We start from the raw sequence: 26,367 nt of genomic DNA, 5'->3' as shown, positions 1-26,367 counted from the left end.
TCCACCAAATTTTCAGCGGCTGAAAAGCAGTCTTCGCGAGCAAGCTCACTCCTACAGGGGCTGTGTCCGGCATGCACCCTGCGGCGTTTGAGAGCCGGGGAGTCTCTTACAAGCTCGGCGTCACCTGAATCAACCCCGCATCCACCAGCCACCCTTCCAGCGCCACAAGGTCCGGGATCTTCGCCACGGTCTCGCCGACTTGCACCGCGGCCAGTTCCAACTCCGCCAGCGGCACGTCAACATAGCTAAGCTGGCTATCGAGTTTGCAGGAGCGCGGAATCCCCTGGGTCAGCAGGGCGATGAATTTGAGATCAGGCCGGCCGCCGAGGGCGTTGAGCACGACGATGCGGGCGCGGCCTCCGACACGGGCGCGGCTGCCGCAGGCGGCTTCGAAGCTGAGCAGCGGCAGGCTGCGGTGGCGCCAATTGATCGGGCCCAGGTACCACTGGGGTGCGGCGGGGTCGGCGACGCTGTCCTGATAGTCGATAAGTTCGGCGACAGCGACATTGGGCAGCAGCAGGTGCCGGTCACTGAGGGGGATCAGCAACCCGGTCAGGCTGGTCAGCCGCGCCGTTTGCGTCGTGGTGTCAGACATGGGCGTGGCTCCAGTGGGCAATGCTCTCCAGCAGTGCGGCTTCCTGATACGGCTTGCTCATGTATTCGTTAACCCCCAGCGCCATGGCGTGGTCGCGGTGCTTCTGCCCTGATCGCGACGTGATCATGATGATCGGCAGGTGCTTCAAGGCGTCGTCTCCGCGAATCTTGCTGACCACCTCGAAGCCGTCCATGCGCGGCATTTCAATGTCCAGCAGCATGATGTCCGGGGTGTGCTCCTGCAGCAGCGCCATGGCATCGACGCCATCTTTGGCCGTCAGCACGTTCATGCCGTTGCGCTCCAGCAAGCGGCCGGTGACCTTGCGCACCGTTACCGAATCATCCACCACCATCACCAGCAACGGCCGCGCCTGTTCGGGTTCGACATGGCGCACCGGCGCATACCCCGCGACGTGCAGCGCAAGCAGCTTGGCATGGAAGCGCCGGATGTGCGCGAACAGGTCCAGGATCAGCACCACGCGGCCGTCCCCCAGAATGGTCGCGCCGGCAATCCCCGGTATCGCGGAAAACTGCGGGCCCAGGTTTTTCACCACGATTTCCCGCGAGCCGGCCAGCGCATCCACCTGCACCGCGACCCACTGATCGTGTACGTGGACCAAAAGCACCGGCAGCGGCTGGGTCTGTGTCTGGCCACTCAGTTTCGGCGGATGACCGTTATTGAGCAGTTCGCCCAGATAACGCAATTCGTAACTCCGTCCGCTGTACTCGTAGCGCGGCGGCACCGAGTGATAACAGGTCTCCAGCTCGCTCGGCATCACGCGCACGATGCCCTCGATACTGTTCAGCGGCACGGCGTACTGCTCCTCGCCGCTTTGCACCATCAGCGCCCGATTGACCGACACCGAGAACGGCAAGCGGACGCGGAAACGCGCGCCCTCTCCCGCCCTGGAATCAATGACCATCGAACCGCCAAGGTCCTTGACCTCGGCGTGCACCACGTCCATGCCGACGCCGCGCCCGGAAATCTGGGTGATGGTCTCGACGGTGGAAAAGCCCGCGCGCAGGATGAACTGCAGAATGTCGTGCTCGCTCAGCTCGGCGTCGGGACTGATCATGCCGCGCTTGATCGCCTTGCGCCGCACGGCCTCGAAGTCGACACCGGCGCCGTCGTCGCGCATCTCGATGACGATGTCACCACCTTCGTGGGCAAGACTCAGCGTGATATGCCCCCACTCGGATTTACCGGCGGCCAGGCGCTCCTCGACGCTCTCCAGACCATGGTCGACGGCGTTGCGCAGCATGTGCTCCAAGGGCGCAACCATGCGTTCAAGGACGTTGCGATCCATCTCGCCCTCGGCGTTGATGACGTCGAACTTGACCTTCTTGTTCAGCTCGCCCGATACCTGACGGACAATTCGGCGCAGGCGCGGCACCATGCGTTCGAACGGCACCATGCGCGTGCGCATCAGGCTTTCCTGCAGTTCGGTGTTCACCCGTGCCTGTTGCAGCAGCAGGGTTTCGGCCTCATGGGCGCGGGTGTCGAGGGTTTCCTTAAGGTCCATCAGGTCGGACGCGGACTCGAACAGCGCGCGGGACAACTGCTGCAGCTGCGAATGACGGTCCATTTCCAGCGGGTCGAATGCTTCATATCCGTGCCGATCGGTGTGATGGTCACGGCTGAGAATACGGCCCTGGGTCTCGATGTCGAGTCTGCGCAGCTGATCGCGCATCCGCTCGATGGTTGTTTCCATTTCGACCAGGGTGATCTGCGCGTCGCTGACCTGCTGCTCGACACGGCCCCGGAATATCGAGGTCTCCCCGGCCAGATTCGCCAGGTCTTCCAGCTGCTCGGCCGGGACCTTGATCATCTCCGGTCCGGTACGCTCGCCATCGGCCTCGGCCTGTGCCGCCGCCGGATCAACAGCAGGCGCTGGCAGCGGAGCCGGCACCTCCTGAGGTTTTTCGACGGGCTCGCGGGCGGCTCCGGACGAGGTGTAGTGACCGATGCTCTCGATCAGCAGCGCCGGATTGGGCAACGGCTCATAACCTCGAACGGCATCAACCATGTCGGCGAGCATGTCGTGGCCGCTTTGCAGCAGGCCGTTGAGCAGCGCGCTGTTTTTCAACGCGCCGGTCGACAATCCCTCGTACAGCGACTCCAGCTCATGGGCCAGATCGCCAATTGGCGCGATTTCTACCATCCGCGCGCCGCCCTTGAGCGTGTGCAGATCGCGCAGCAGGTTCTCGACTTCCTGCGCGTTCTGAGGGTCGGCCTGCCAACGTACCAATGCCGCACTGCTGCTCTCGATGATGTCGTCGGCTTCTTCGAGGAAGATCTCCAGCAGTTCCGGATCGCGCTCGTCCAGCGAGTGAATCATTGCGCTGACGTTGCGCGTCTCGCCGTCATTGGGCAGCAGGTAGCAGTTGCGTTGACGAAACTCGCGAATCTTCTCGATCAGCGCCGAGGGACTGGTCAGCGCCGAACGGTGCTGCAGCTGCTCAAGCATCAGCGACAGGTGATCGTGGCTGTGTACCAGCAAGTCGGCCAGTTGCGGCGAGTAACCGCAACGTCGGTCGAGCAGGCCTTCGTAGAGCGATTCCAGTTCATGACCGAGGTCACCCACCGGGCCGATTTCGGCCATGCGCGCGCCCCCTTTGAGGGTGTGCAGGTCACGCTGCAACGATGACAGCGGCAGCGGGTTTTCCGGGTCGTCGAGCCAGCGCTGCAGCGCAGGGCCGGCGATGTCGAGAATGTCGACCGCCTCCTCGAGGAAGATCTCGACGATTTCCTGATCGAAATCATCCCGGGCAGGCTGGGCGGGTTGAGCGAGGTGCTCGGTGACCTCCTCCATGTTCGTGATGCTTGTCGCCCCACCGCGATCAGGTTTGATAACGCCCATTGCGCCGGGGTCCAGCGCTTCGGCGAGCAGACCGCGCAAGGCGCCCACGCGCTCGGGGCACGGCTGGACTTCCTGTCCGGCGGCGACCTGATCGAGCATGTTGATCAGCGCTTCGTGGGCCTTTTCGGCTTCGTCGAAAAACCGCTCGCTGACCGCAAGGCTGCTCTCCTCTACGGCGCCATACAGGTCGAGCAGTGCTTCGCAGAGCTCATCGACCTGGGGCAGGTCGGCTACGTGCGCGCCGTGGCCGAGCATGGTCAGTTCGTCGAGCAGCGCATTCAGTTCCTGGCGATGGCCGGGGTGCTGGCGCCAGTCTTTGAGCAAATTGTCAGCGTCCAGCAGAATGTCCATGCCTTCGGCCAGAAAGCTCGCAATCAGCTGCGGATTGCGCCGCGTGCGCAGGCCATTGCTGTCGTCGCTCAGGGCATCGGCCAGGCGCGCGTCGAGCAACTCATGGGCTTGTTGAATCAGCGCGGCGGCGCCTTCGATGGGCATCAGCGGGTCGACATTCAACTGGGACAGGCCTTGATGGAACAAAGGCTCGGCCGCCCGCAGCAGGTCGATTTCGCCCTGGCTGACCGCGATCAGATTGGTCTTGAACTCGCGCACCAACTGATCCAGCGGGCTCGCCAGCTCGGCGATCGGCAAAACGCCCGCCATGTAAGCGCTGCCTTTGAGGGTGTGCAGCGCGCGCAGCAGATCATCACTGAACAGCGGCGCATCATGGTCCTGCGCAGCGTCGAGGTAGCGAGCCATGGTGTTCAGGTGGGTGTGGGCTTCCTGTCGGAAAATCTCCAGCAACTGCGGATCAAAACCCTCTTCATCCGCCAGCCGCTGCGCAGGCTCGACGTCGCCCGCCTCACCCTGGGCCAGCGCGTGGGCCTGGGCCGCCAGTTGGTCGACATCATCGCGCTGGCGCTGAACATCCTCGGCGAAATCGCGAATCACGTCCGGCAGTAAGGCCTGCACGTCTGTGAGCAACTGCTGCACCCGTGCGTCCGGCTCGACGCTGCGCTCCAGCACGCGGTTCAGCAGGTTTTCCACCGACCACGCCAGCTCGCCCAGAATCAGCGCACGGACCATCCGGCCGCTGCCCTTGAGCGTGTGAAACGCCCGACGAATTTCGCCCAGCGCCGAGAGATTGCCAGGATCGGCAAGCCAGCGCGGCACGTACTCGCGCAGGGCTTCGAGCATCTCGTCGGTTTCTTCGAGGAAGACTTCGCGCAGCTCGTCATCGATTGCCTGCTCACCCTTCGGCGGCGGCAACAGGCTGGCCGGCATATCGCGCGCCGGCGGGTTGACCGCCGACAACGGGCTGGCCAGCACTTCGGCGAGGGTCCGGCTCGGGCTGACCAAGGCCTGGCGTTCGTGCAGGTCTTGCAGCTCTTCTTCGCTGATGATTTCTTCGAGCACCGGCACATCCAGTGCTTCCGGGACCGGTGAATAACCGAGCCGGGCGAGACTCTCCTGGGCCAGATCCAGCACGTGCTCACCCGGCGCTTCCGGGTCCTCGGCCATGCGTTCGAGGTAATACTCGACGCCGATGATCACGTCCGCCAAGTGATCGAGCTGCGAGGCCGCCGGGCTTTCGGTGTCGACCAGCAAGTGCTCGGTGATGTAGTCGTTGCACGCCGCCAGCAGTCCGGATGCCCGCGCCAGCGGGATCATCGCCAGCGCGCCGCGCACTTGGACCAATTGCTCCGACAGCGGCTGCAGACGGCCCCGGTCCAGCTCGCCGTCGACGTAATCGTCGATCACATCCTTGGCCTGCTGCAGGACGATGCGCGCTTCCTTGATGACCAGTTGGTGAATCTGACTGAGGTCCGTGGTGGGCAGACGACTCTCTTCGGGGCTGCTCTGGTTGACCGTTCCGGCCATGCCCGCGAGGGTGGATTCGACGTACAGCAACGCACCGGCGACGTCCATCAACGTGGCATCGTCGGGCGCGCGTTGTCCTTGGGCCATGCCCTGCACCACGGTCATCTGATCGATGATGACTTTGCGCGGCTGCCCAAATCCCAGCACCGCCAGGGTGTCGGCGATCTGCCGTAGCGGCGGCAGCAACGCGCTCAGGTCACTGACGTGTTGACGGTCCCCGCGCACAAAAACGTCGAGCCGCTCCTTGGTGCGCACCAGCTCATCGCACAGGGCAATGATCACCGAGCGCATGGCGTCGCGATCCGGCCCGGCCATGCGCGCACGTTCTTCAGCAACCAAGGCACTGTGCGGCAGGGCATCGGCAAGGGCGTACTGGTCCTTCAAGTCCGTCATCTTCTGCGCCTCGCTGTCGGACTTGGCGATGTAAAACAACAGGCTTTTCAGGAGTTCGTCGGGCGCAGGCTGATTGATGCCTTCAATACCCTGATCCAGCAGACGTTTGAGTTCTTTGTCAGCGTCCTTGAACAGACTGCGCAGCGCCGGGCTGTTGGTGAAGTTGCCGCTGAGCATGGTTTCGACCAGCGCGGAAGCGATGCGCCACAGCGGTTCGAGGGGCGCGTCCTCGCACAACACCTCAAGCCGCGCGAACACCTTGCCCATGTATCCGAGTTGAGTCTGCACGTCCTGATCGCGAAGCAGCCCGACCAGCGCGGTTTGCAGCGTCTGCCGCAGCTTGCGCAGTTTCGCGGGCAGTTCCGGGCTGTCGCGCTCGGCCAACGCGTCGGCATCAAGAGCGGGAATGGACAGCAATTGCGGCGAGAACAGGCTGGTCTCGGACAGCAGGTTTTCGCCCCTGGCGCTGCGTAAGTCGTTGAGCAGCGGCAGCACCACCAACGGCAGATCACGGCGAGCGGAGTGCACACGCTCCAGATAGACCGGCAGCTGGGTCATCGCCAGATTCAGCAGTTGAATCGCTTCGTTTTCCTGGGCGACATGGCCTTGTTTCAGTGCCAGCGCCAGCTGTTCGATTTCCTCGGCGAACAGCGCGGCGCCGTAGAACTCGATCATCTGCAGGCTGCCGTGAACCTGATGGATGAGCTCGAGGCACTCGTCCATCGCCGCTGCGTCGTGAGGCTGGGCGACGAAGGTGTCCAGCGCCTGTCGGGCGTGGGTGAGGGTTTCGGCTATTTCGCCTTTGACCCACTCCAGGGCCACGTAATCGTGACGGTCAGCCATGGTGACTCCGGTTGCCTGTGCCTTGACGCTGCTTCATGTGCAGTAACGGGTGCATTAGCGGGGCTATCAAACGCGCCTTCACAACGGCCATCACTGCCGCGATGTCGGCAGCGTGAAGCCGGACACCGAGCGGCGCATCTCGCTGGCCATCTTCGCCAGATTGCCCATGCTCCGAGCGGTGGCCGCCGTGCCTGAGGTGGTCTGCGTGGTGGTCTGCTGAATCACCAGCATGGTCGAGGATATCTGCTGACCCAATGCCGCCTGCTGCTGCGCTGCATTGGTGATGCTTTCGACCAGCGCGGCGAGGATCTTGGACACGCCTTCGATCTCTTCGAGCGCGACACCGGCATCCTGCGCCAGCCGCGCACCGCGCACTACTTCCGCGGTGGTCTGCTCCATGGAGATCACCGCTTCGTTGGTGTCGTTCTGAATCGCACGCACCAGCGTCTCGATCTGCTTGGTGGCTGACGACGAGCGCTCGGCCAGCCGCTGGACTTCATCGGCCACCACCGCAAACCCGCGCCCGGCATCACCGGCCATGGAGGCCTGGATCGCGGCGTTGAGCGCGAGAATGTTGGTCTGGTCGGCGATGTCATCAATCAGACTGACGATATCGCCGATTTCCTGGGAAGACTCGCCCAACCGCTTGATGCGCTTGGACGTGTCCTGAATCTGCTCGCGAATGTTATCCATGCCGGTGATGGTGTTATGCACCACTTCGTTGCCCTTGTTGGCGATGGTCACGGACCGCTCGGCCACCGCGACGGACTCGGACGCATTGGCCGAGACCTGATCGATGGAAGTTGCCATGTCATGGATGGCGTTGGACGCCGCTGCGATCTGCAACGCCTGATGCTCGGACGCAGCGGCCAGTTGCGTGGCGGTGGTCTGCGTGTCTTTCACGGCGCCGAACACTTGCTCGGCGGTGAGGTTGATGGTCGACACCAGCTCGCGCAGTTGGTCGATGGAGTAGTTGATCGAATCGGCAATGGCGCCGGTGAAATCCTCGGTGACCGAAGCGGCCACGGTCAGATTACCGTCCGCCAGGTCTTCGATCTCGTCGAGCAGGCGCATGATCGCGTTCTGGTTGCGCTCGTTCTTCTCGGCGGTTTCGCGCAGCTGCCGATTGGTTTCGCGCACCATCACCAGGCCTATCAGGATGATCGACGCCAGGGCCAGCAGGCCCAGCATGTAGCCGGCATAGCTGTACACCGCGCGGCCACCGGCCATGTGCTCGAAGCTGTTAGCGAGCACCGAGGCTTCGTCGAGGAGCGTCTGCGACAGATTAAAGATGCTGCCTGCCGCTTCCCGGACTTCCAGCAGCTCCGGCGAGGTTTCGAGGATTTCGTCCACCGACCCCGAGACGAACTGGAACAGCTCGGCGATCTCGGCCAGCCGCGCCCGCGCATCGCGGTCTTCGACTTGGGCGATCTTCAACGTTGCGTTGCCTTCGAGCATGCCGTTGAGCACGCGCCCGAACTGGCTGGCATCGCGACCGAAAGCATCCGCTGCCTGAACCGCCGTTTCATCACCCGACAGCACCGTGTTGACTGCGCCCAGTATCCGCTCGGCCAGCAGCGACTGCCGCTGGGCAAGGGCCACCTGGCTGGCGGGCGCACGGGTTTGCAGGAGAATGTCGACGACCTTTTCCGATTCGATCTGCAACTGCGGGATGGTCTCGGCCAGCGTCGCCGCGACCTGATGCAGCGAGAGCACGGTTTGCTCGCGGGCAAGAATCACGTCAGTGCTTTTGCGCAGGTTTTCCCAGTCGGTCTGCACCGCTTTCAGCTCATCGCTCACCGCGTCGGGCGCAGCAGGCAGGCCGGTGTTTTTGTCGCCTTTCTTCAGATACTGCCAGCGCGTGTCGAAGTCGTTGCGCGCGTCGGCCAGCAGCTTGAACGCCGCCGCCTTGCCCGCCGCCGCTTCCGTGGCGTTTTTGGCGATGCGCTGGGACAGCACCCGCAGCTCGCCGGCGTGGCCGATGTATTGTTTGTCGTAGTTGGACTGCGTGCTGAGGTACGCGAAGTTGACGAACAGCAGCATGATGAAAACGATGAGGCAGATGAACAGCACGACGATCTGTGATCGACTGCGCGCGCCTTCCAGTGACTTGCCGGTATTACTCATTGCTCAGGGCTCCGCCTGATGTTCGATTTAGGGGGCGTCGGCACAGTGGCGCAACGCTGCCGTTCTGTATCAAACCGCTACGTCCATGAAATCCGGCGACTGAACCAGCGCTCTCGGGCTGAACACCTGCCAGACCTGCTCACGCACGAAACGCCCCTGTATATAAGGCGCGACGCGGGCTTCGCTGTCGTGCCCCGGTTCCGGCATCAGACTGCGCTCGCTGAAATGCTGCATGCCCAGCACCTCGTCAATGAGCAAGCCGACAAACACCCCCTGAAAATCGATTACCAGCACGCGACGCTGTTTGCGCAAGGGCGAGAGCTCGTGGCCGAAGAATGCGCACAGATCCATGATCGGCAACAAGCGGCCGCGCAGATTGGCAATGCCGCAGACCCATGCCTTGGCGCCCGGCAACACCGCGCAGCGCGGCTCGTGGAGGATTTCGTCGACCTCGCCCATGGGCGCCACGTAATGGCGCTCGCCCATGCGAAAGCCAATGCCGCCCCAACCCTGCTGTCGGGTTTCCTGCAGCGGAAGGCCGGCAGCGAGGGAGCGGCAGCGCTGGTCGATATCGAGCAGCAGCTGGAAGGCGGTTCGTGACTGGGCCATGAGCGTCAGCAGGGGGTCAGCCCGCGAGCACCGCGTTCAGGGTTTTCATGAGGGTTTCTTCGTCCACCGGCTTGGTCAGGTAATCCCGCGCGCCCTGGCGTTTGCCCCAGACCTTGTCGGTTTCCTGATCCTTGGTGGTGATCATGATCACAGGGATCATGCTGGTGTCAGCGTCTTTGGTCAGCTGACGGGTCGCCTGAAAACCGTTCAAGCCCGGCATGACGATGTCCATCAGCACGGCATCGGGCTTTTCCTGACGGGCCAGCGCCACGCCGTCGGCACCGTTTTCGGCCTTGAGGACCTGATGGCCGTGCTTCTCCAGCATGCCGGTCAGCTTGTACATTTCGGTCGGCGAGTCATCGACGATCAGAATTCGAGCCATGGTGCTTCCCCATAGAAACAGCCGTCCCGCACGAGGGGGACAGCATCAAGATAGTTGTTGTTCGACTGCAACGAACCCGGGCACATGGGCCTTGATCGCACTGAGCAGTTCTTCCTTGCTGAACGGTTTGGTCAAAAACTGATCGGAACCGACGATGCGCCCCTTGGCCTTGTCGAACAGCCCGTCCCTTGAGGACAGCATGATCACCGGCGTGGATTTGAACGCCCGATTGTTCTTGATCAACGCGCACGTCTGATACCCGTCGAGCCTGGGCATCATGATGTCGACGAAAATGATTCTGGGATGATTGTCGGCAATCTTGGCCAATGCATCGAAGCCGTCGATGGCGGTGATCACTTCGCAGCCGACGTTTTTCAGCAGGGTCTCGGCGGTGCGACGAATCGTTCGGGAGTCGTCGATGACCATCACTTTCAATGGGGCTGAATGCTGTTCCATATCTGCTCTACCATCGCCGCGGCGAATCAGATGGGTTGCCTTCTGCCGGGCATCTGGTTTTGGGTCGGGAGCATCGGGAAGCGGCAAGGCAAGGCTGGCGCGACACCGGATGCCGAGCCTTTTTAGCACACTCTCCACGGTCAATCCATAAAGCCTTGCCCCTTGACCCAAAGCCGGCGCGGCGCCACCCTGACGCCTATTTTCGGCCTGTCGTGGCCTTTACCGATCAGAGGATATTACCCATGAGCATTCGCCTGGGAATCGTCATGGACCCCATCGAGCGCATCTCCTATAAAAAGGACAGCTCGCTGGCCATGCTCCTGGCAGCGCAAGCCCGCGGCTGGTCTTTGTTCTATATGGAGCAGCACGACCTGTATCAGGACGCCGGCCAGGCCCGCGCCCGCATGAAACCGCTGAAAGTCTTCGCCGACCCGGCCCACTGGTTCGAACTCGAAGCTGAAGTGGACAGCGGTCTGGACGACCTGGATGTGATCCTGATGCGCAAGGATCCGCCGTTCGACATGGAGTTCGTCTACTCCACCTATCTGCTCGAACAAGCCGAGCGCGCCGGCGTGCTGGTGGTCAACAAGCCGCAAAGCCTGCGTGACTGCAACGAGAAGCTGTTCGCCACGCTGTTCCCGCAATGCACCCCGCCGACGCTGGTCAGCCGCCGTGCGGACATCATTCGTGAGTTCGCCGCGAAGCATGGCGACGTCATTCTCAAGCCGCTGGACGGGATGGGCGGCGCGTCGATCTTCCGCCACCGCGTCGGTGACCCGAACCTGTCGGTGATTCTCGAAACCCTGACCAAGCATGGCCATGAGCAGATCATGGCGCAGGCGTATCTGCCGGCGATCAAAGACGGCGACAAGCGCATTCTGATGGTTGACGGCGAACCTGTGCCCTATTGCCTGGCAAGGATCCCGGCCGCTGGCGAAACCCGAGGCAATCTGGCTGCGGGCGGTCGTGGCGAAGCCCGTCCCCTGAGTGACCGCGACCGCTGGATCGCCGCCGAGATCGGCCCGACGCTGCGGGAAAAAGGCCTGCTGTTTGTAGGTCTGGACGTAATTGGCGAGCACCTGACCGAAATCAACGTCACCAGCCCGACCTGCATCCGCGAGATCGACAACGCGTTCGGGACGGATATCGGCGGCATGTTGATGGATGTGATCGAGAAGAAGCTGCAGAAGGTCTAGCCGCGACGTTGTAGGAGCGTGGCTTGTCCCGCGATCTGCCGGGAACCGGCAGCAAATCTGGCGAATACGGCATATCGGGTGTACCCCATTTGCCGGTTTTGCGACGGGTGCCCGCCGTTCGCGGGACAAGCCACGCTCCTACGAGGGACCGCACCTCCCACTAATCGGCCCGGCGACATCAAACGCAAAGCCAGTCCTGACATTGCGTTATCATGCGCGGCCTGAATTTTTGCGCTAGGTGAGTAGTAATGCTGGCACATGTGCTGCCGGAGCGTGGATGAACGCTGCGGTCGACGATGATCTCCCCCTGTCCCTGACCCGCACCGGCGTGCGCCCTGCCGATCGCCTCGGGTTTACCCTGATGATCGCGGCACTGGTGCATCTGGCGGTGATCCTTGGCGTCGGTTTTACCTACGTCAAACCGGAAAAGATCAGCCAGACCCTGGAGATCACTCTCGCCCCCTTCAGGAGCGACACCAAGCCCAAGGACGCGGACTTCCTCGCCCAAGAAAACCAGCAGGGCAGCGGCACCCTCGACAAGAAAGCGGTGCCCAAGACCACCGAAATCGCCCCGTATCAAGACAATCAGATCAACAAGGTCACGCCACCGCCTGCCGCCAAACCGGTGATCAAGCAGGACGCGCCGAAGACAGCTGTCGCCACGAAAGCCCAGTCCACGCAAAAGACCGTCGCCAGGCGCGATGAGGTTAAGCCGGAAGAACAGAAGAAAGTCGCGCCAACCATCGACAGCACGCAGCTGAACAGCGAAATCGCCAGCCTTGAAGCCGAACTGGCGGATGAGCAGCAGGCCTACGCCAAGCGTCCGAAGATCCACCGCCTGAGCGCGGCCTCGACCATGCGCGACAAGGGCGCCTGGTACAAAGAGGACTGGCGCAAGAAGATCGAGCGCATCGGCAACTTGAACTACCCGGATGAGGCGCGCCGCAAGCAGATCTACGGCAGCCTGCGGATGATGGTGTCGATCAATCGCGACGGCTCGTTGTACGAAGTGCTGATTCTCGAATCATCGGGCCAGCCACTGCTGGATCAGGCGGCGCAGAAGATCGTCCGGCTGGCCGCACCCTTTGCGCCGTTCAGTGGCGATCTGGCCGACATCGACCGGCTCGAGATCATCCGCACTTGGAAATTCGCGCGCGGGGACAAGCTGTCGAGTAATTGATCAGCCAATGCCGCGCACTATGAAACCTGACCTGCGTCGCGATTTATCCGCCCGCGAGTCAGTTCTGCCAGTTGTCACAACAGCCCCGCAACGCCACACTAGGGCTCATGAAAAACGTCTCTCCGTCGTACCTCAAACATCAGTTTCTGATCGCCATGCCCCACATGCACGATGAGAACTTCGCTCAGACCTTGACCTACATCGTCGAGCACAACGCCAATGGCGCCATGGGCCTGATCATCAACCGACCGCAAAGCCTGTCGCTGGCAGACATCCTTGAACAGCTGCGCCCCGAGTTGCCGCCCCCTGCGCGGTGCAAAGACATAGCCATTCACCTCGGCGGGCCGGTGCAGACCGACCGCGGCTTTGTCCTGCACCCTTCCGGCCAGGTGTTCCAGGCGACCGTGGACCTGGGCGGTATTTCGCTCTCGACCTCCCAAGACATCCTCTTCTCTATCGCAGACGGCTACGGTCCTGATCAGAATCTGATCACTCTCGGTTATGCCGGCTGGGATGCCGGCCAGCTTGACGCCGAGTTCGCCGCCAATGCGTGGCTCAACTGCGCGTTCGACCCGGCGATCCTGTTCGAGGTGGAAAGCGAAGACCGGCTCAACGCCGCCGCCGCCAAACTGGGCGTCAACCTGAGCTTGCTGACCAGCCAGGCGGGTCACGCCTGATGGCCGGACTGCGCCTGCTGCTGGGATTCGACTACGGCACCAAGCAGATCGGCGTGGCCGTCGGGCAAGTGATCACCGGACAGGCCCGCGAGCTCTGCACACTGAAAGCGCAGAACGGCGTACCGGACTGGGACAAGGTTCAGGCGCTGATCAGCGAGTGGAAACCGGACGCCATCGTCGTCGGCCTGCCGCTGAACATGGACGGCACGCCCAGCGAGATGAGCGCACGCGCCGAGAAGTTTTCGCGCAAGCTCAATGGCCGCTTCAACCTGCCGGTCTACACCCACGACGAGCGTCTGACCACGTTCGAAGCCAAAGGCGAACGTGCCTCTCGCGGCGGCCAGCACGGCAGCTACCGGGATAATCCCGTGGACGCCATCGCCGCAGCGCTTCTGCTGCAAAGCTGGCTGGAAGCCAACACCGCGCTGTTTGAAACCTGATCCATCTACGCTGAACCGAATTCGATTTACCCCGGACGTTCATGCAGCGCACCCCGGGGCACCTGAAGGAGCAACCATGAGCCTGCCAAATCCCGCCGAACTGATCAGCCAGATGGCTATTGATCTCGACGCGCACCTGAACAAACGCGGCATAAAAGAGCCTCGTTTCATTGGCATTCGCACCGGTGGTGTGTGGGTCGCGCAGGCGCTCCTCGAAGCCCTCAACATTGAGTCCCCGCTGGGCACGCTGGACGTCTCCTTTTACCGCGACGACTTCAGCCAGAACGGCCTGCACCCGCAGGTGCGCCCTTCGGAGCTGCCGTTCGAAATCGAAGGCCAGCATCTGGTGCTGATCGATGACGTGCTGATGAGCGGGCGCACCATTCGTGCGGCGCTCAACGAACTGTTCGATTACGGCCGCCCGGCCAGCGTGACCCTGGTGTCGCTGCTGGATCTGGACGCCGCCGACCTGCCGATTCGGCCAAACGTGACGGGCGCGACCCTGTCACTCGCGCCCAATGAGCGGGTGAAGCTGTCCGGGCCAACGCCGCTGACGCTTGAACTGCAAGACCTTTCCACCGATTCCGCCGCCCTCTAAGAGTCCTTTGCGATGACGCCTCTCGACGCCAAGCGCCCGCTGCAACTGAACCATCAGGGCCAGCTGCAACATTTTCTCTCCCTCGACGGTTTGCCCCGCGAACTGCTCACCGAAATCCTCGACACCGCCGACTCTTTCCTCGAAGTCGGCGCCCGGGCGGTGAAGAAGGTCCCGTTGCTGCGCGGCAAGACCGTGTGCAACGTGTTCTTCGAAAACTCGACCCGCACCCGCACCACGTTCGAGCTGGCGGCGCAAAGGTTGTCGGCGGACGTCATCACGTTGAATGTGTCGACCTCCTCCACCAGCAAGGGCGAGACGCTGTTCGATACGCTGCGCAATCTGGAGGCCATGGCCGCCGACATGTTCGTCGTGCGACACGGTGACTCTGGTGCGGCGCACTTCATCGCTGAGCATGTCAGCCCGCAGGTCGCGATCATCAATGGCGGCGACGGCCGTCATGCGCACCCGACCCAAGGCATGCTGGACATGCTGACCATCCGCCGCCACAAGGGCAATTTCGAGAACCTCTCGGTGGCGATCGTCGGCGATATCCTGCATTCCCGTGTCGCGCGCTCGAACATGATCGCGCTCAAAGCGCTGGGCTGCCCGGACATCCGCGTGGTCGCGCCGAAAACCCTGCTGCCGGTGGGCGTCGAGCAATACGGCGTGAAGGTCTACACCGACCTGACCGAAGGCCTGAAGGACGTCGACGTGGTGATCATGCTGCGCCTGCAGCGTGAGCGCATGTCGGGCGGTCTGCTGCCGAGCGAGGGTGAGTTCTACCGACTGTTCGGTCTGACCACTGCGCGTCTGGCCGGCGCCAAGCCCGATGCCATCGTGATGCACCCCGGCCCGATCAACCGTGGCGTGGAAATCGAATCAGCGGTGGCCGACGGTCCTCATTCAGTCATTCTCAATCAGGTGACTTACGGCATTGCGGTGCGCATGGCCGTTCTGTCCATGGCCATGAGTGGCCAAACCGCACAACGTCAGTTCGAGCAGGAGATCGCCCAGTGAAGTTCAGCATCCTCGGCGCTCGCGTCATCGACCCTGTCAGCGGTCTGGATCAAGTCACCGACATCCATCTTGAAGCGGGCAAAGTTCTCGCCCTCGGCGCGGCCCCTGCCGGCTTCAGCCCTACGGAAACCATCGACGCCGCCGGCCTGATCGCCGCCCCCGGGCTGGTTGACCTGAACGTGTCGTTGCGCGAGCCGGGTTACAGCCGCAAAGGCAACATCGCCAGCGAAACCCGCGCCGCAGCAGCAGGCGGCGTCACCAGCTTGTGCTGCCCGCCGCGCACAAAACCGGTGCTCGACACCTCCGCGGTCGCCGAGCTGATCCTCGACCGCGCCCGCGAAGCCGGCCACAGCAAGGTGTTCCCCATTGGTGCGTTGAGCAAGGGCCTGGAAGGCGAGCAACTGGCCGAGCTGATCGCCCTGCGCGACGCGGGATGCGTGGCGTTCACCAACGGCATGGTCAATTTCCGCAGCAATCGCACGCTCTGCCGTGCCCTCGAATACGCGGCAACGTTCGACCTGACCGTGATTTTCAACTCCCAGGACCACGATCTCGCTGAAGGCGGTCTGGCCCACGACGGCCCGACGGCGGCGTTTCTTGGCCTGCCGGGCATTCCGGAAACGGCTGAAACGGTGGCCTTGGCGCGGGACCTGTTGCTGGTCGAGCAAAGCGGTGTGCGTGCGCATTTCACGCAGCTGACCAGTGCGCGCGGTGTGGCGTTGATTGCCCAGGCCCAGGCGCGAGGCCTGCCGGTGACGGCGGACGTGGCGCTGTATCAGTTGATCCTGACCGACGAGGCGCTGACCGGCTTTTCGAGCCTGTATCACGTCCAGCCGCCGTTACGCACACGCGCAGACCGCGATGCACTGCGTGAGGCGGTGAAATCGGGTGTGGTGCAGGCGATCTCCAGTCATCACCAGCCCCATGAACGTGATGCGAAGCTGGCCCCGTTCGGCGCGACCGAGCCGGGCATCAGCAGCGTGGAGTTGTTGCTCCCACTGGCGATGACGCTGGTTGAAGACGGTCTGCTGGACCTGCAGACGCTGCTGGCCCGCCTCAGCTCAGGCCCTGCCGCTGCACTGCGCCTGCCCGCCGGAACGCTGATCGCCGGCTCGCCTGCGGATCTGGTGCTGTTCGACCCCGCCGCGTCGACGGTGGCGGGCGAGAACTGGCTGTCGAAAGGCGAGAACTGCCCGTTCCTCGGCCATTGCCTGCCGAGTGCGGTGAAGTACACGTTTGTGGATGGGCGGGTCAGCTATAACGGGTGAGATTCACCCGCTTTGTCCAGCGTCCGCGCAGTCGCGCGCAGGCACTGTTTATGTGGGAGCAAGCTTGCTCGCTAGGGCTTACTTTCAGCCCCAGAGCAAATGGCTGAATGCACCGGCCCTTCGTGAGCAAGCTCACTCCCACAATTCCGGCGTCATCAGTCGATGACCCTGCAGGAGTGAGCCGTATTTCGCAGCGCTCCTGCTATCTACGAGCGTTCTTCACCGAGATCTGGTCATTCAGCGTCCAGAAGTCGTACAGCACGCCCAGCAGCGCCAAACCTCCCGTGAACAGGTAAATGATCCCGGTGATCCATTTGCCCTGATACATCCGGTGCACACCGAACACGCCCAGAAAGGTCAGCAAAATCCAGGCGAGGCTGTAATCGGTCGACCCCGCGTTGAATCGCAGGTCCGCTTCCCGATCCATCGCCGGAATCAGGAACAGGTCGATCAGCCAGCCAATGCCAAACAGACCGAGCGTGAAAAACCAGAGCGTACCGGTCACCGGCTTGCCGTAATAAAACCGGTGAGCACCGGTGAATCCCACAATCCAGAGCAAATAGCCCATGACCTTACTGTGGGTATCAGGACGTTGAACGTCCGCTTGATAGGTATTCATTGTTGACCTCGCCTTCTGCAATAGAAAAAAATATGCGTAAGTTTTGTGACTTTCGTGACGCCGTCCGACGTATGGCTTGAACCTCTTTTCAATCGTGCAAACCCTTGTTCTGCAAGGTGATCAGCACAGCCAGATGACGATTTTGCCGCCAAAACTGACTCCAAGGGCAGTAAATTGTTCGACAAGGGGGCTCAGAATTTCGCCAAAAGCTGTTATAAAGTTGCGCGCTGACCAACATGAGCCCTGCCTAATGCGTCCATTTTTCAAGACATGGCTGACTATTTGTCTATTTATGCCACTGGCCGCCCACGCCACCAATCGTGAGCAAACCCTTCCACCGAGCTTCACCGGTTTCACCGCCAGGTCCGAGTCGCCGGAATCCGTTTCACGCAACATTGCCGCTCAACGCGCTGCAATGGCTGCATTGGAACAGACGGCTACTCCACTCGAGTCCTCCGGCAAGCGAGCCAAAGCTGTTAAGGGGAAACCATCCCGCAGCACTCGCAAGATTTCGCAGAACACTGTCGCCCTGGCCAACACGGCGCAGATGGGTACCAAACAGAGCAGCACCGTGGTCAACCGGGCGGTTAACGCCATCGGTACACCTTATCGTTGGGGCGGCACCAGCCCGACAAAAGGGTTCGACTGCAGCGGACTGGTGAAATATGCCTTCAACGACGTGAGCGAAGTCGATTTGCCGCGCACCTCCAACGCCATGGCCGAAGGCCACGGGCAGAAGGTTGACCGCAAGGACTTGAAGCCGGGAGACTTGCTGTTTTTCAACATCAAGAGCCGCAAGGTGAATCACGTGGCGATCTACCTCGGCAACGACCGGTTCGTTCACGCGCCACGCCGTGGCAAATCCGTGACGATCGATACGCTGAAGAAGCCGTATTGGGACAGCCATTACGTCGTCGCCAAGCGTGTGCTGCCAAAGCAGCCGCCGAGTCAGAAAGGCACTGTGCGCATCGCCCAGCGTTGATCGCACACGCCGCCTGACAAACAACACGGTGGGGAGCGGAGTCATTCGCTCCCCACCGTCGTTTGCCCTCCCGATCAAAAATTGTCCGGCGTCTTCGCCTTCTCCCGCGCACTCTCCCGCGTGATCAGCCCCTTGCTGATCAAGTCCTTCAGGCACATATCCAGCGTCTGCATCCCCAGCGACCCCCCGGTCTGAATCGACGAATACATCTGCGCCACCTTGTCCTCGCGGATCAGGTTACGGATCGCCGACGTGCCGATCATGATCTCGTGGGCCGCGACACGGCCTCCGCCGACCTTCTTCAACAGCGCCTGAGACACGATGGCGTGGAGCGACTCGGAGAGCATCGAGCGGATCATCGACTTCTCCTGCGCCGGAAACACATCGACGATACGGTCGATGCTCTTGGCGGCGGACGTGGTGTGCAGCGTGCCGAACACCAGGTGGCCGGTTTCGGCTGCCGTCAGCGCCAGTCGAATGGTCTCCAGGTCGCGCAGCTCACCCACCAGAATCACGTCAGGGTCTTCACGCAGGGCCGAACGCAGCGCTTCGGCGAAACCGTGGGTGTCGCGATGGACCTCGCGCTGGTTGATCAGGCTTTTCTTGGACTCGTGGACGAACTCGATCGGGTCTTCGATGGTGAGGATGTGGTGATGCTTGTTGCTGTTCAGGTAATCGACCATCGCCGCAAGGGTGGTCGACTTGCCCGAGCCGGTCGGACCGGTCACCAGCACCAGGCCGCGGGGCACGTCGGTAATCTTGCGAAACACTTCGCCCATGCCCAGCTCTTCCATGCTCAGGACCTTGGATGGAATGGTCCGGAACACCGCGCCGGCGCCGCGGTTCTGGTTGAACGCGTTGACCCGGAAGCGCGCCACGCCCGGCACTTCGAAGGAAAAGTCTGTCTCCAGATCCTCCTCGAAGTCCTTGCGCTGCCTGTCGTTCATGATGTCGTAGATCAGCGCCTGGACCTCTTTCTGGTCCAATGCGGGCAGGTTGATCCGCCGCACATCGCCATCGACGCGAATCATCGGTGGCAGGCCGGCAGAGAGATGCAAGTCCGACGCGCCTTGCTTGGCACTGAAGGCCAGCAGCTCGGTAATATCCATACAGCTCCTCATCACATAGAATGCCGCAGACTTTAGCCCTGCTGGCGCAAATCAATGTCCACGATAGCAGAGAACATTTCAACGCTCGCCGAGCGAATTCGTAGCGCGGCGCAAGCGGTGCAGCGCGACCCGGCCTCTGTCGGCCTGTTGGCGGTGAGCAAGACCAAACCGGCGAGCGACCTGCGGGAAGCCTACGACGCCGGCCTCCGCGATTTCGGCGAGAACTACCTTCAGGAAGCCCTCGGCAAACAGGCCGAATTGACCGACCTGCCCTTGATCTGGCATTTCATCGGCCCCATCCAGTCCAACAAGACTCGCGCCATCGCCGAGAATTTTGCCTGGGTGCATTCCGTGGACCGTCTGAAAATCGCACAACGGCTGTCCGAGCAGCGGCCGCCAGCCCTGCCGCCGCTGAACATCTGCATTCAGGTCAACGTCAGCGGCGAGGCCAGCAAGTCAGGCTGCAGCCCTGAAGACCTGCCTGCACTGGCCCAGGCCATTAGCGCGCTGCCGAATCTGAAACTGCGCGGCCTCATGGCCATTCCCGAACCTACCGACGACCGCGACGAACAGAACGCTTCGTTCGCCGCCGTCAGCACGCTGCAGGCACAACTTGGCCTGCCGCTGGACACGCTTTCCATGGGCATGAGCCACGACCTCGAAGCCGCCATCGCACAAGGTGCGACCTGGGTGCGGATCGGTACTGCCCTCTTCGGCGCCCGCGATTATGGGCAGCCTTAACCTTTGCCCCACAGGAAACCGTTCATGAGCAAAACCCGTATCGCGTTCATCGGCGCCGGCAACATGGCCGCCAGCCTGATTGGCGGCATGCGCGCCCAGGGCGTCGACGCTGAGCTGATTCGTGCCAGCGATCCTGGCGCAGAAACCCGCGAGCGCGTGGCAAAAGAACACGGCATCAAGGTGGTCGCCGACAACGCCGAAGCCATCGAAGGCGCCGATGTGGTGCTGCTGGCGGTCAAGCCGCAAATGATGAAGTCCGTTTGCGAAGCGCTGAAACCGGCGCTCAAGCCTCATCAACTGATCGTGTCGATCGCCGCCGGGATTACCTGCGCCAGCATGCGAGCCTGGCTGGGCGAGCAACCCCTCGTGCGCTGCATGCCGAACACGCCCGCACTGCTGCGCCAGGGTGTCAGCGGCCTTTACGCCACCGCCGATGTCACTCAGGCACAGCGCGAGCAGGCCGAGACGTTGCTGTCGGCGGTCGGGATTGCCCTGTGGGTCGATGAAGAAGCACAGATCGACGCGGTGACTGCGGTATCAGGCAGCGGCCCGGCGTATTTCTTCCTGCTGATCGAGGCGATGACCGCCGCAGGCGTCACGCTCGGGCTGCCGGCTGACGTTGCCAGCAAGCTCACCCTGCAAACCGCGCTGGGCGCCGCACTGATGGCCACTGGCAGCGACGTCGATGCGGCAGAGCTGCGTCGCCGAGTGACATCGCCTGCGGGCACCACCGAAGCGGCCATCAAATCGTTCCAGGCCGATGGCTTCGAAGCGATTGTGGAGAAGGCGCTGGGCGCTGCCGCACATCGCTCCGCCGAACTCGCCGAACAGCTGGGCAAATAAGGAGCAACACATGAATGCACTCACCGGCGCCACGATTTTCGTCATCCAGACGCTCATCAGCCTTTACCTGACCATCGTTCTGCTGCGCTTCGTGCTGCAGCTGGTCAAAGCCAACTTCTATAACCCGCTGTGCCAGTTCGCTGTTCGTGCGACCCAGCCGTTGCTCAAGCCTATCCGGCGCATCGTGCCGAGCGTTTTCGGGCTCGACACGTCCTCGCTGCTGCTGGCGATCGTCATTCAGGCGCTGTTGATGGCCTTCGTGCTGATGATGACCTACGGCACCATCGGCGATATCCCGCACCTGTTGATGTGGTCGATCATCGGCATCACGTCGCTGCTGCTGAAGATCTTCTGGGTGGCGATGATCATCATGGTCATCGTGTCGTGGATTGCTCCGGGCAGCCACAACCCAGCGGCCGAGCTGGCCTATCAGATCAGCGAGCCGATTCTGGCGCCGTTCCGCCGCATCATCCCCAACCTGGGCGGCATGGACATCTCGCCGATCTTCGCCTTTATCGCGATTCAGGTGCTGCAGTCCTACGTCATGCCTGCGCTGGCGGCCTATGCCGGCATGCCGCAAGAGCTGTGGCGTTTGATCTGACAGCCGCCGCATGCAGCAAATGGGAATGCGGTAACTCTGACCGTAGGACCGGCTTGAGCCGGGAAGCTTTTGATCTTGGGGCGACGGCACCAGCAGCCGTCGCCCTTTTCCCCGCCTCATGAATGTCGCGCGGGCAAAAATCCAAAGCGTCACCCTCCGCGCATTCAGCCATTTAGTTTGTTGCCGCACCCCGGCGCGATCTTTAGACTTACGCCTCATTTCAGCGAGAGCAGGTCGATGTCCACGGTCTTTCCCAAAGATTCTGTCGGTCTAGTCACGCCGCAAACGGCGCATTTCAATGAGCCGCTGGCCTTGGCCTGCGGGCGTTCGTTGCCAGCCTACGATCTCATCTACGAAACCTACGGTCAGCTCAACGCCGCCAAGAGCAACGCGGTGCTGATTTGCCACGCGCTTTCGGGTCATCACCACGCGGCGGGCTATCACAGCGCCGAAGATCGCAAGCCGGGCTGGTGGGACAGCTGCATCGGGCCCGGCAAGCCGATCGACACCGATAAGTTCTTCGTCGTCAGCCTGAACAACCTCGGCGGCTGCAACGGCTCCACCGGCCCCAGCAGCCTCAACCCGGAAACCGGCAGACCTTTTGGTGCCGACTTCCCGGTGTTGACGGTCGAAGACTGGGTGCACAGCCAGGCGCGTCTGGCCGACCGGCTGGGCGTCGATCAATGGGCGGCCATCGTCGGCGGCAGTCTGGGCGGCATGCAGGCGCTGCAATGGACGATCACCTACCCCGACCGCGTGCGCCATTGCCTGGCGATTGCTTCCGCGCCCAAGCTGTCGGCGCAGAACATCGCGTTCAACGAAGTCGCGCGGCAGGCGATCCTGACGGACCCGGAATTCCACGGCGGCTCGTTTCAGGAGCACGGCGTGATCCCCAAACGCGGCCTGATGCTGGCGCGCATGGTCGGGCACATCACGTACCTGTCCGATGATTCGATGGGTGAGAAATTCGGCCGGGGCCTGAAGAACGAAAACCTCAACTACGACTTCCACAGCGTGGAATTCCAGGTCGAAAGCTACCTGCGGTACCAGGGCGAGGAGTTTTCCGGGCGCTTCGACGCCAACACCTATCTGCTGATGACCAAGGCGCTGGACTACTTTGATCCGGCCGCCAACTTCAACGACAACCTCGCCGCCACTTTCGCCAATGCCAGCGCCAAGTTCTGCGTGATGTCGTTCACCACCGACTGGCGCTTCTCCCCGGCCCGCTCGAGGGAACTGGCCGACGCGCTGATGGCGGCGAAAAAGGATGTCTGTTATCTGGAGATCGATGCGCCCCAGGGACACGACGCCTTCCTGATCCCGATCCCGCGCTACTTGCAGGCCTTCTCCAGCTACATGAACCGAATTGCACTCTGAGGACACCATGAGAGCCGACCTGGAAATCATCCAAGACTGGATACCGGCAGGCAGCCGTGTGCTCGACCTCGGCTGCGGCGACGGCGAATTGCTCGCCTGGCTGCAGGAGCACAAGCAAGTGACGGGCTATGGCCTGGAAAACGACGCCGACAACATCGCGCGTTGCGTGGCGCGAGGCGTCAATGTCATCGAACAGGATCTGGACAAGGGGCTGGGCAACTTCGCCAGCAACAGTTTCGATGTGGTGGTCATGACCCAGGCGCTTCAGGCCGTGCACTACCCGGATCGCATCCTCGACGAAATGCTGCGCGTCGGCCGCCAGTGCATCATCACCTTCCCCAACTTCGGGCACTGGCGCTGCCGCTGGTACCTGGCGAGCAAAGGGCGGATGCCGGTTTCCGAATTCCTGCCGTACACGTGGTACAACACCCCGAACATCCACTTCTGCACCTTCGAAGATTTCGAAGAGCTGTGCCGGGGTCGCTCGGCGAAGGTCATTGATCGGCTCGCGGTCGATCAACAGCATCGGCACGGCTGGGCCAGCAAGCGTTGGCCTAATCTGTTGGGTGAAATCGGCATCTACCGCGTCAGCAGCCCAGGCTTGCAGGACCATCAGATTGCCGTGTGACCTGCGCCGCAGGGCGTTAAAGCCCTGTCGGCCAGCGCCAGCACTCAGGTAAAAGCGGGCAACAGCCACACACTGGCTCAGCTTCAATCAGCAGATTTTCACGCAGCCGATTTTCACGGACTCATCATGAATCTCACCCAGCTTGTACTGGCCAGCCATAATGCCGGCAAACTCAAAGAACTTCAGGCCATGCTCGGCGCCAGCGTTCAGCTGCGATCGATCGGCGAGTTCAGCACCGTGGAGCCCGACGAAACCGGGCTGTCGTTCGTCGAGAACGCCATCCTCAAGGCGCGCAATGCCGCACGTATTTCCGGACTGCCGGCGCTGGCCGATGATTCGGGGCTGGCGGTGGATTATCTGGGCGGTGCGCCGGGCATCTATTCCGCGCGTTACGCTGACGGAAAGGGCGATGCGGCGAACAACGCCAAATTGCTGGACGCCCTCAACGACGTCCCTGCCGAACAACGCGGCGCCCAGTTCGTCTGCGTTCTGGCCCTGGTGCGCCACGCCGACGACCCGCTGCCGATCCTCTGCGAAGGCCTGTGGCACGGCCGCATCCTCACCGCCGCCAGCGGCGAGCACGGCTTTGGTTATGACCCATTGTTCTGGGTGCCGGAGCGCCACTGCTCAAGCGCCGAACTCACCCCGGCCGACAAGAACCAGATCAGCCACCGCGCCCGCGCCATGGCCATCCTGCGTCAGCGTCTGGGGCTGAGCCCTGATCAGCAATGACTCAGGATTCCACCACCCGGCCGCTGATTCTCGGCGCGGCCGGCTTCACGACAGAGCCGTCGCGGGCGCCCCTTGCCGAGCTGCCGCCGCTGTCGCTGTACATCCATATCCCATGGTGCGTACGCAAATGCCCGTACTGCGATTTCAACTCCCACACGGCGAGCCCGGTGTTGCCGGAGCAGGAATACGTCGACGCGCTGCTGGCCGATCTCGACCAGGACCTGCCCCACGTCTACGGCCGCGAGCTGAGCACGATCTTTTTCGGTGGCGGCACGCCCAGCCTGTTCAGCGCCGATGCGCTGGGCCGCCTGCTGAGCGGCGTTGAACAACGCATTCGCTTCGCCCCAGACATCGAGATCACGCTGGAAGCCAACCCCGGCACCTTCGAGCAGGTGAAATTCAGCGCCTATCGCGGTCTAGGCATCAATCGTCTGTCCATCGGCATCCAGAGTTTTCAGGAGGCCAAGCTCAAAGCGCTGGGGCGTATCCATAACGGCGATGAGGCCGTGCGGGCTGCCGACATGGCGCGTCGGGCGGGTTTTGATAATTTCAACCTGGACCTTATGCACGGTCTCCCGGACCAGTCCCAGGAAGACGCCCTCGGCGACCTGCGTCAGGCGATCGCCCTCGCCCCGACCCACCTGTCCTGGTATCAGCTGACCCTTGAGCCGAACACGGTGTTCTGGAATCAGCCGCCCACGCTGCCGGAAGATGACATCCTTTGGGATATTCAAGAGGCCGGTCAGACGCTGCTTCGGGAAAACGGCTACGGCCAATACGAAGTGTCGGCCTACGCCCAGCCGGGACGCGAAGCACGGCATAACCTGAATTACTGGAGCTTCGGGGACTTTCTCGGGATCGGCGCGGGCGCCCATGGCAAGCTCAGCCATCCGGACGGGCGCATCATCCGCACCTGGAAAACCCGACTGCCCAAGGATTACCTCAACCCGGCCAAGGCTTATCAGGCTGGCGAAAAGCGGCTGCCACTGGATGAGATGCCCTTTGAATTCCTGATGAACGCCCTGCGCCTGACAAAGGGCGTGGACGCTGCATTATTTCAGCACCGCACCGGTCTAAGCGTCGATTCGCTCGCCAGCGCCCGTCTTGAGGCCGAACAACGCGGCTTGATGGAGACCGATCCGGCACGGCTGGTGGCGACCGCTCGCGGCCAGTTATTCCTCAACGACTTGCTGCAGCACTTTCTTCTGTAAGGCTCAACATTAAGGACACTGAATGGAATTCGTACTCGACTTGCTGGCCACCGTCTCGCGCTGGAGTCGCAGCAATTTGTCGGAAATCGCCTTGGCGTTGGTCGGCTGCCTGCTGATTCTGTTCGGGACCGACATCAAGGGCTGGATCGAAGGCCGCCTCGGCAGCTTTGCCGGCGCGTTGCGCATTCCGATCATGGCGCTGCTCTGCACCGTTGGCAGCGGCGCTGCGCTGATTTATGCCACGCCGTGGGTCGTGCGAGGCCTGAGCCAGTTCAACAACTACAGCCTGGCGCCGGTGTTGGTGGTGGTGCTGGTGTTGATCGGGGTGGTGGCGGATCGGAAATAACCGACCGGAATGCAAAAGCGCCCTTGCCCGCGATGGCGGGAAGGGCGCTCAAGAAATCACACTCCGCTGTTGCCGCGTGCGATCAATCCATCAGCGAATGCTCTGGATGCTGCCTTTGTTGCCGGTCACTTTTACGTTCACTTGCTTGAAGATGAAGTAATCGTTGACGGTGACTTCATAACGCGGCGCGACGATCAGGTCGGAACCGGACGATTTGACCGCCTTGAACGCTGCGGCTGCTTTGGTGGAGGAGATCGGGTCCGGCAGAGGAAGGCCCATGCCACCACCGCTCGCGCCGCCGTAGGTCACGCCGTCTGCAAACTGCGTGTCACCGCCGATGTTCAACCAGCCGAACAGAACATTGGTGGATGACTCGCCGCTGATGGCTTCACCGACTTTGACGTCAGCCTTCAGATCAGTCTTCACGTCGCCGGACAGCGAAGCGCTTGGCTGGCTGACGTTGTAGCTGACACAGCCGCTGGTAGTCGCAATCAGCGTGGCGATCGCAGCCATTTGCCAAAACTTGTTCATATTTATTCCTCGTCATCGATATGGATATATGCAACGGCGGGGACTATGAAGATCAGAACTGAAAATGGATGTCGGACGATTCCGAAGACCTTGTAGCCTTCTTAGGAAGAAATCGAAGGGTTCGTCGT

At 62.1% G+C, this 26,367-nt stretch carries 25 protein-coding genes; 16 read left to right on the top strand and 9 right to left on the bottom strand.

What is annotated here, in order from left to right; all coding sequences use genetic code 11:
* Positions 1–106: 106 nt before the first annotated feature.
* The 6 genes from BBI10_RS19140 to pilG all read right to left on the bottom strand — a co-directional run bounded on the left by BBI10_RS19140 (position 107) and on the right by pilG (position 10,143).
* Positions 107–595 (bottom strand): chemotaxis protein CheW, encoded by a 489-nt coding sequence (locus BBI10_RS19140; RefSeq protein ID WP_065991177.1) that lies wholly within the window; start codon positions 593–595, stop codon positions 107–109.
* Positions 588–6,569, bottom strand: coding sequence for an Hpt domain-containing protein (locus BBI10_RS19135; protein ID WP_065991176.1), 5,982 nt, complete (start codon positions 6,567–6,569; stop codon positions 588–590). Before BBI10_RS19135 ends, BBI10_RS19140 begins: the two co-directional genes overlap by 8 nt.
* A gap of 90 nt (positions 6,570–6,659) precedes the next feature.
* Entirely contained in the window at positions 6,660–8,696 is a 2,037-nt protein-coding gene (locus tag BBI10_RS19130; protein ID WP_065991174.1) for a methyl-accepting chemotaxis protein, read from the bottom strand.
* Between the two features lie 69 nt (positions 8,697–8,765).
* Positions 8,766–9,305, bottom strand: a complete 540-nt coding sequence (locus tag BBI10_RS19125; RefSeq protein WP_065991172.1) for a chemotaxis protein CheW — start codon at positions 9,303–9,305, stop codon at positions 8,766–8,768.
* Positions 9,306–9,321: 16 nt separating this feature from the next.
* A complete protein-coding gene (gene pilH / locus BBI10_RS19120) occupies positions 9,322–9,687 on the bottom strand; it encodes a twitching motility response regulator PilH (RefSeq protein ID WP_065991171.1) in 366 nt (121 codons plus the stop codon).
* Between the two features lie 45 nt (positions 9,688–9,732).
* Entirely contained in the window at positions 9,733–10,143 is a 411-nt protein-coding gene (pilG, locus tag BBI10_RS19115) for a twitching motility response regulator PilG (RefSeq protein ID WP_065991170.1), read from the bottom strand.
* A 242-nt stretch (positions 10,144–10,385) separates the two neighbouring features.
* Between pilG and gshB the strand changes: the two genes are divergently transcribed.
* From gshB to BBI10_RS19080, 7 genes are all read left to right on the top strand, one after another.
* Positions 10,386–11,339, top strand: a complete 954-nt coding sequence (gshB, locus tag BBI10_RS19110; protein ID WP_065991169.1) for a glutathione synthase — start codon at positions 10,386–10,388, stop codon at positions 11,337–11,339.
* Between the two features lie 277 nt (positions 11,340–11,616).
* A complete protein-coding gene (locus BBI10_RS19105; RefSeq protein WP_065991167.1) occupies positions 11,617–12,519 on the top strand; it encodes an energy transducer TonB in 903 nt (300 codons plus the stop codon).
* A 107-nt stretch (positions 12,520–12,626) separates the two neighbouring features.
* The gene (locus tag BBI10_RS19100; RefSeq protein ID WP_065991165.1) at positions 12,627–13,196 is read left to right on the top strand and encodes a YqgE/AlgH family protein; all 570 of its coding nucleotides are present in this window, start codon (positions 12,627–12,629) and stop codon (positions 13,194–13,196) included.
* Complete coding sequence (gene ruvX, locus BBI10_RS19095; RefSeq protein ID WP_065991163.1) at positions 13,196–13,636, top strand: Holliday junction resolvase RuvX; 441 nt, start codon at positions 13,196–13,198, stop codon at positions 13,634–13,636. The genes BBI10_RS19100 and ruvX overlap by 1 nt, the downstream gene beginning before the upstream one ends.
* A gap of 76 nt (positions 13,637–13,712) precedes the next feature.
* On the top strand, positions 13,713–14,234 hold the full coding sequence (gene pyrR, locus BBI10_RS19090; protein WP_065991161.1) for a bifunctional pyr operon transcriptional regulator/uracil phosphoribosyltransferase PyrR: 522 nt from the start codon (positions 13,713–13,715) through the stop codon (positions 14,232–14,234).
* Positions 14,235–14,246: 12 nt separating this feature from the next.
* Positions 14,247–15,251 (top strand): aspartate carbamoyltransferase catalytic subunit, encoded by a 1,005-nt coding sequence (locus BBI10_RS19085; RefSeq protein WP_065991159.1) that lies wholly within the window; start codon positions 14,247–14,249, stop codon positions 15,249–15,251.
* Positions 15,248–16,519, top strand: coding sequence for a dihydroorotase (locus BBI10_RS19080; RefSeq protein ID WP_065991158.1), 1,272 nt, complete (start codon positions 15,248–15,250; stop codon positions 16,517–16,519). Before BBI10_RS19085 ends, BBI10_RS19080 begins: the two co-directional genes overlap by 4 nt.
* 202 nt (positions 16,520–16,721) lie before the next feature.
* Here the strand turns inward: BBI10_RS19080 and BBI10_RS19075 are convergent, their stop codons facing one another.
* The gene (locus BBI10_RS19075; protein ID WP_065991157.1) at positions 16,722–17,138 is read right to left on the bottom strand and encodes an NINE protein; all 417 of its coding nucleotides are present in this window, start codon (positions 17,136–17,138) and stop codon (positions 16,722–16,724) included.
* A 250-nt stretch (positions 17,139–17,388) separates the two neighbouring features.
* Here BBI10_RS19075 and BBI10_RS19070 point away from each other — a divergent pair, with 250 nt between their 5' ends.
* Complete coding sequence (locus BBI10_RS19070) at positions 17,389–18,120, top strand: C40 family peptidase (RefSeq protein WP_065991154.1); 732 nt, start codon at positions 17,389–17,391, stop codon at positions 18,118–18,120.
* A 74-nt stretch (positions 18,121–18,194) separates the two neighbouring features.
* Here BBI10_RS19070 and BBI10_RS19065 read toward each other — a convergent pair whose 3' ends face one another.
* Entirely contained in the window at positions 18,195–19,229 is a 1,035-nt protein-coding gene (locus BBI10_RS19065) for a type IV pilus twitching motility protein PilT (RefSeq protein WP_065991152.1), read from the bottom strand.
* Positions 19,230–19,283: 54 nt separating this feature from the next.
* On the opposite strand from BBI10_RS19065, the gene BBI10_RS19060 reads away from it, so the two are divergent.
* From BBI10_RS19060 to BBI10_RS19025, 8 genes are all read left to right on the top strand, one after another.
* Complete coding sequence (locus BBI10_RS19060; RefSeq protein ID WP_065991150.1) at positions 19,284–19,970, top strand: YggS family pyridoxal phosphate-dependent enzyme; 687 nt, start codon at positions 19,284–19,286, stop codon at positions 19,968–19,970.
* A 24-nt stretch (positions 19,971–19,994) separates the two neighbouring features.
* Entirely contained in the window at positions 19,995–20,813 is an 819-nt protein-coding gene (gene proC / locus BBI10_RS19055) for a pyrroline-5-carboxylate reductase (RefSeq protein ID WP_065991149.1), read from the top strand.
* 10 nt (positions 20,814–20,823) lie between these two features.
* Positions 20,824–21,414: a YggT family protein gene (locus BBI10_RS19050; RefSeq protein ID WP_065991147.1), complete on the top strand. Its 591-nt coding sequence runs from the start codon at positions 20,824–20,826 to the stop codon at positions 21,412–21,414.
* Between the two features lie 237 nt (positions 21,415–21,651).
* Entirely contained in the window at positions 21,652–22,791 is a 1,140-nt protein-coding gene (metX, locus tag BBI10_RS19045; RefSeq protein ID WP_065991145.1) for a homoserine O-succinyltransferase MetX, read from the top strand.
* A gap of 7 nt (positions 22,792–22,798) precedes the next feature.
* Positions 22,799–23,419 (top strand): methionine biosynthesis protein MetW, encoded by a 621-nt coding sequence (metW, locus tag BBI10_RS19040; RefSeq protein WP_065991140.1) that lies wholly within the window; start codon positions 22,799–22,801, stop codon positions 23,417–23,419.
* A gap of 123 nt (positions 23,420–23,542) precedes the next feature.
* Positions 23,543–24,151 carry an RdgB/HAM1 family non-canonical purine NTP pyrophosphatase gene (rdgB, locus tag BBI10_RS19035; RefSeq protein WP_065991139.1) on the top strand — a complete coding sequence of 203 codons (609 nt, stop codon included), beginning with the start codon at positions 23,543–23,545 and terminating at the stop codon, positions 24,149–24,151.
* Positions 24,148–25,362 (top strand): radical SAM family heme chaperone HemW, encoded by a 1,215-nt coding sequence (hemW, locus tag BBI10_RS19030; RefSeq protein ID WP_065991137.1) that lies wholly within the window; start codon positions 24,148–24,150, stop codon positions 25,360–25,362. Before rdgB ends, hemW begins: the two co-directional genes overlap by 4 nt.
* 22 nt (positions 25,363–25,384) lie before the next feature.
* Positions 25,385–25,708 (top strand): DUF3392 domain-containing protein, encoded by a 324-nt coding sequence (locus BBI10_RS19025; protein ID WP_065991135.1) that lies wholly within the window; start codon positions 25,385–25,387, stop codon positions 25,706–25,708.
* Between the two features lie 90 nt (positions 25,709–25,798).
* Here BBI10_RS19025 and BBI10_RS19020 read toward each other — a convergent pair whose 3' ends face one another.
* Entirely contained in the window at positions 25,799–26,239 is a 441-nt protein-coding gene (locus tag BBI10_RS19020) for a hypothetical protein (protein ID WP_065991133.1), read from the bottom strand.
* Between the last annotated feature and the right edge of the window lie 128 nt (positions 26,240–26,367).

Source organism: Pseudomonas graminis, assembly GCF_001705435.1.
GTDB classification, from domain to species: domain Bacteria; phylum Pseudomonadota; class Gammaproteobacteria; order Pseudomonadales; family Pseudomonadaceae; genus Aquipseudomonas; species Aquipseudomonas graminis_B.
This window is presented reverse-complemented; position numbering and strand designations above follow the sequence as displayed.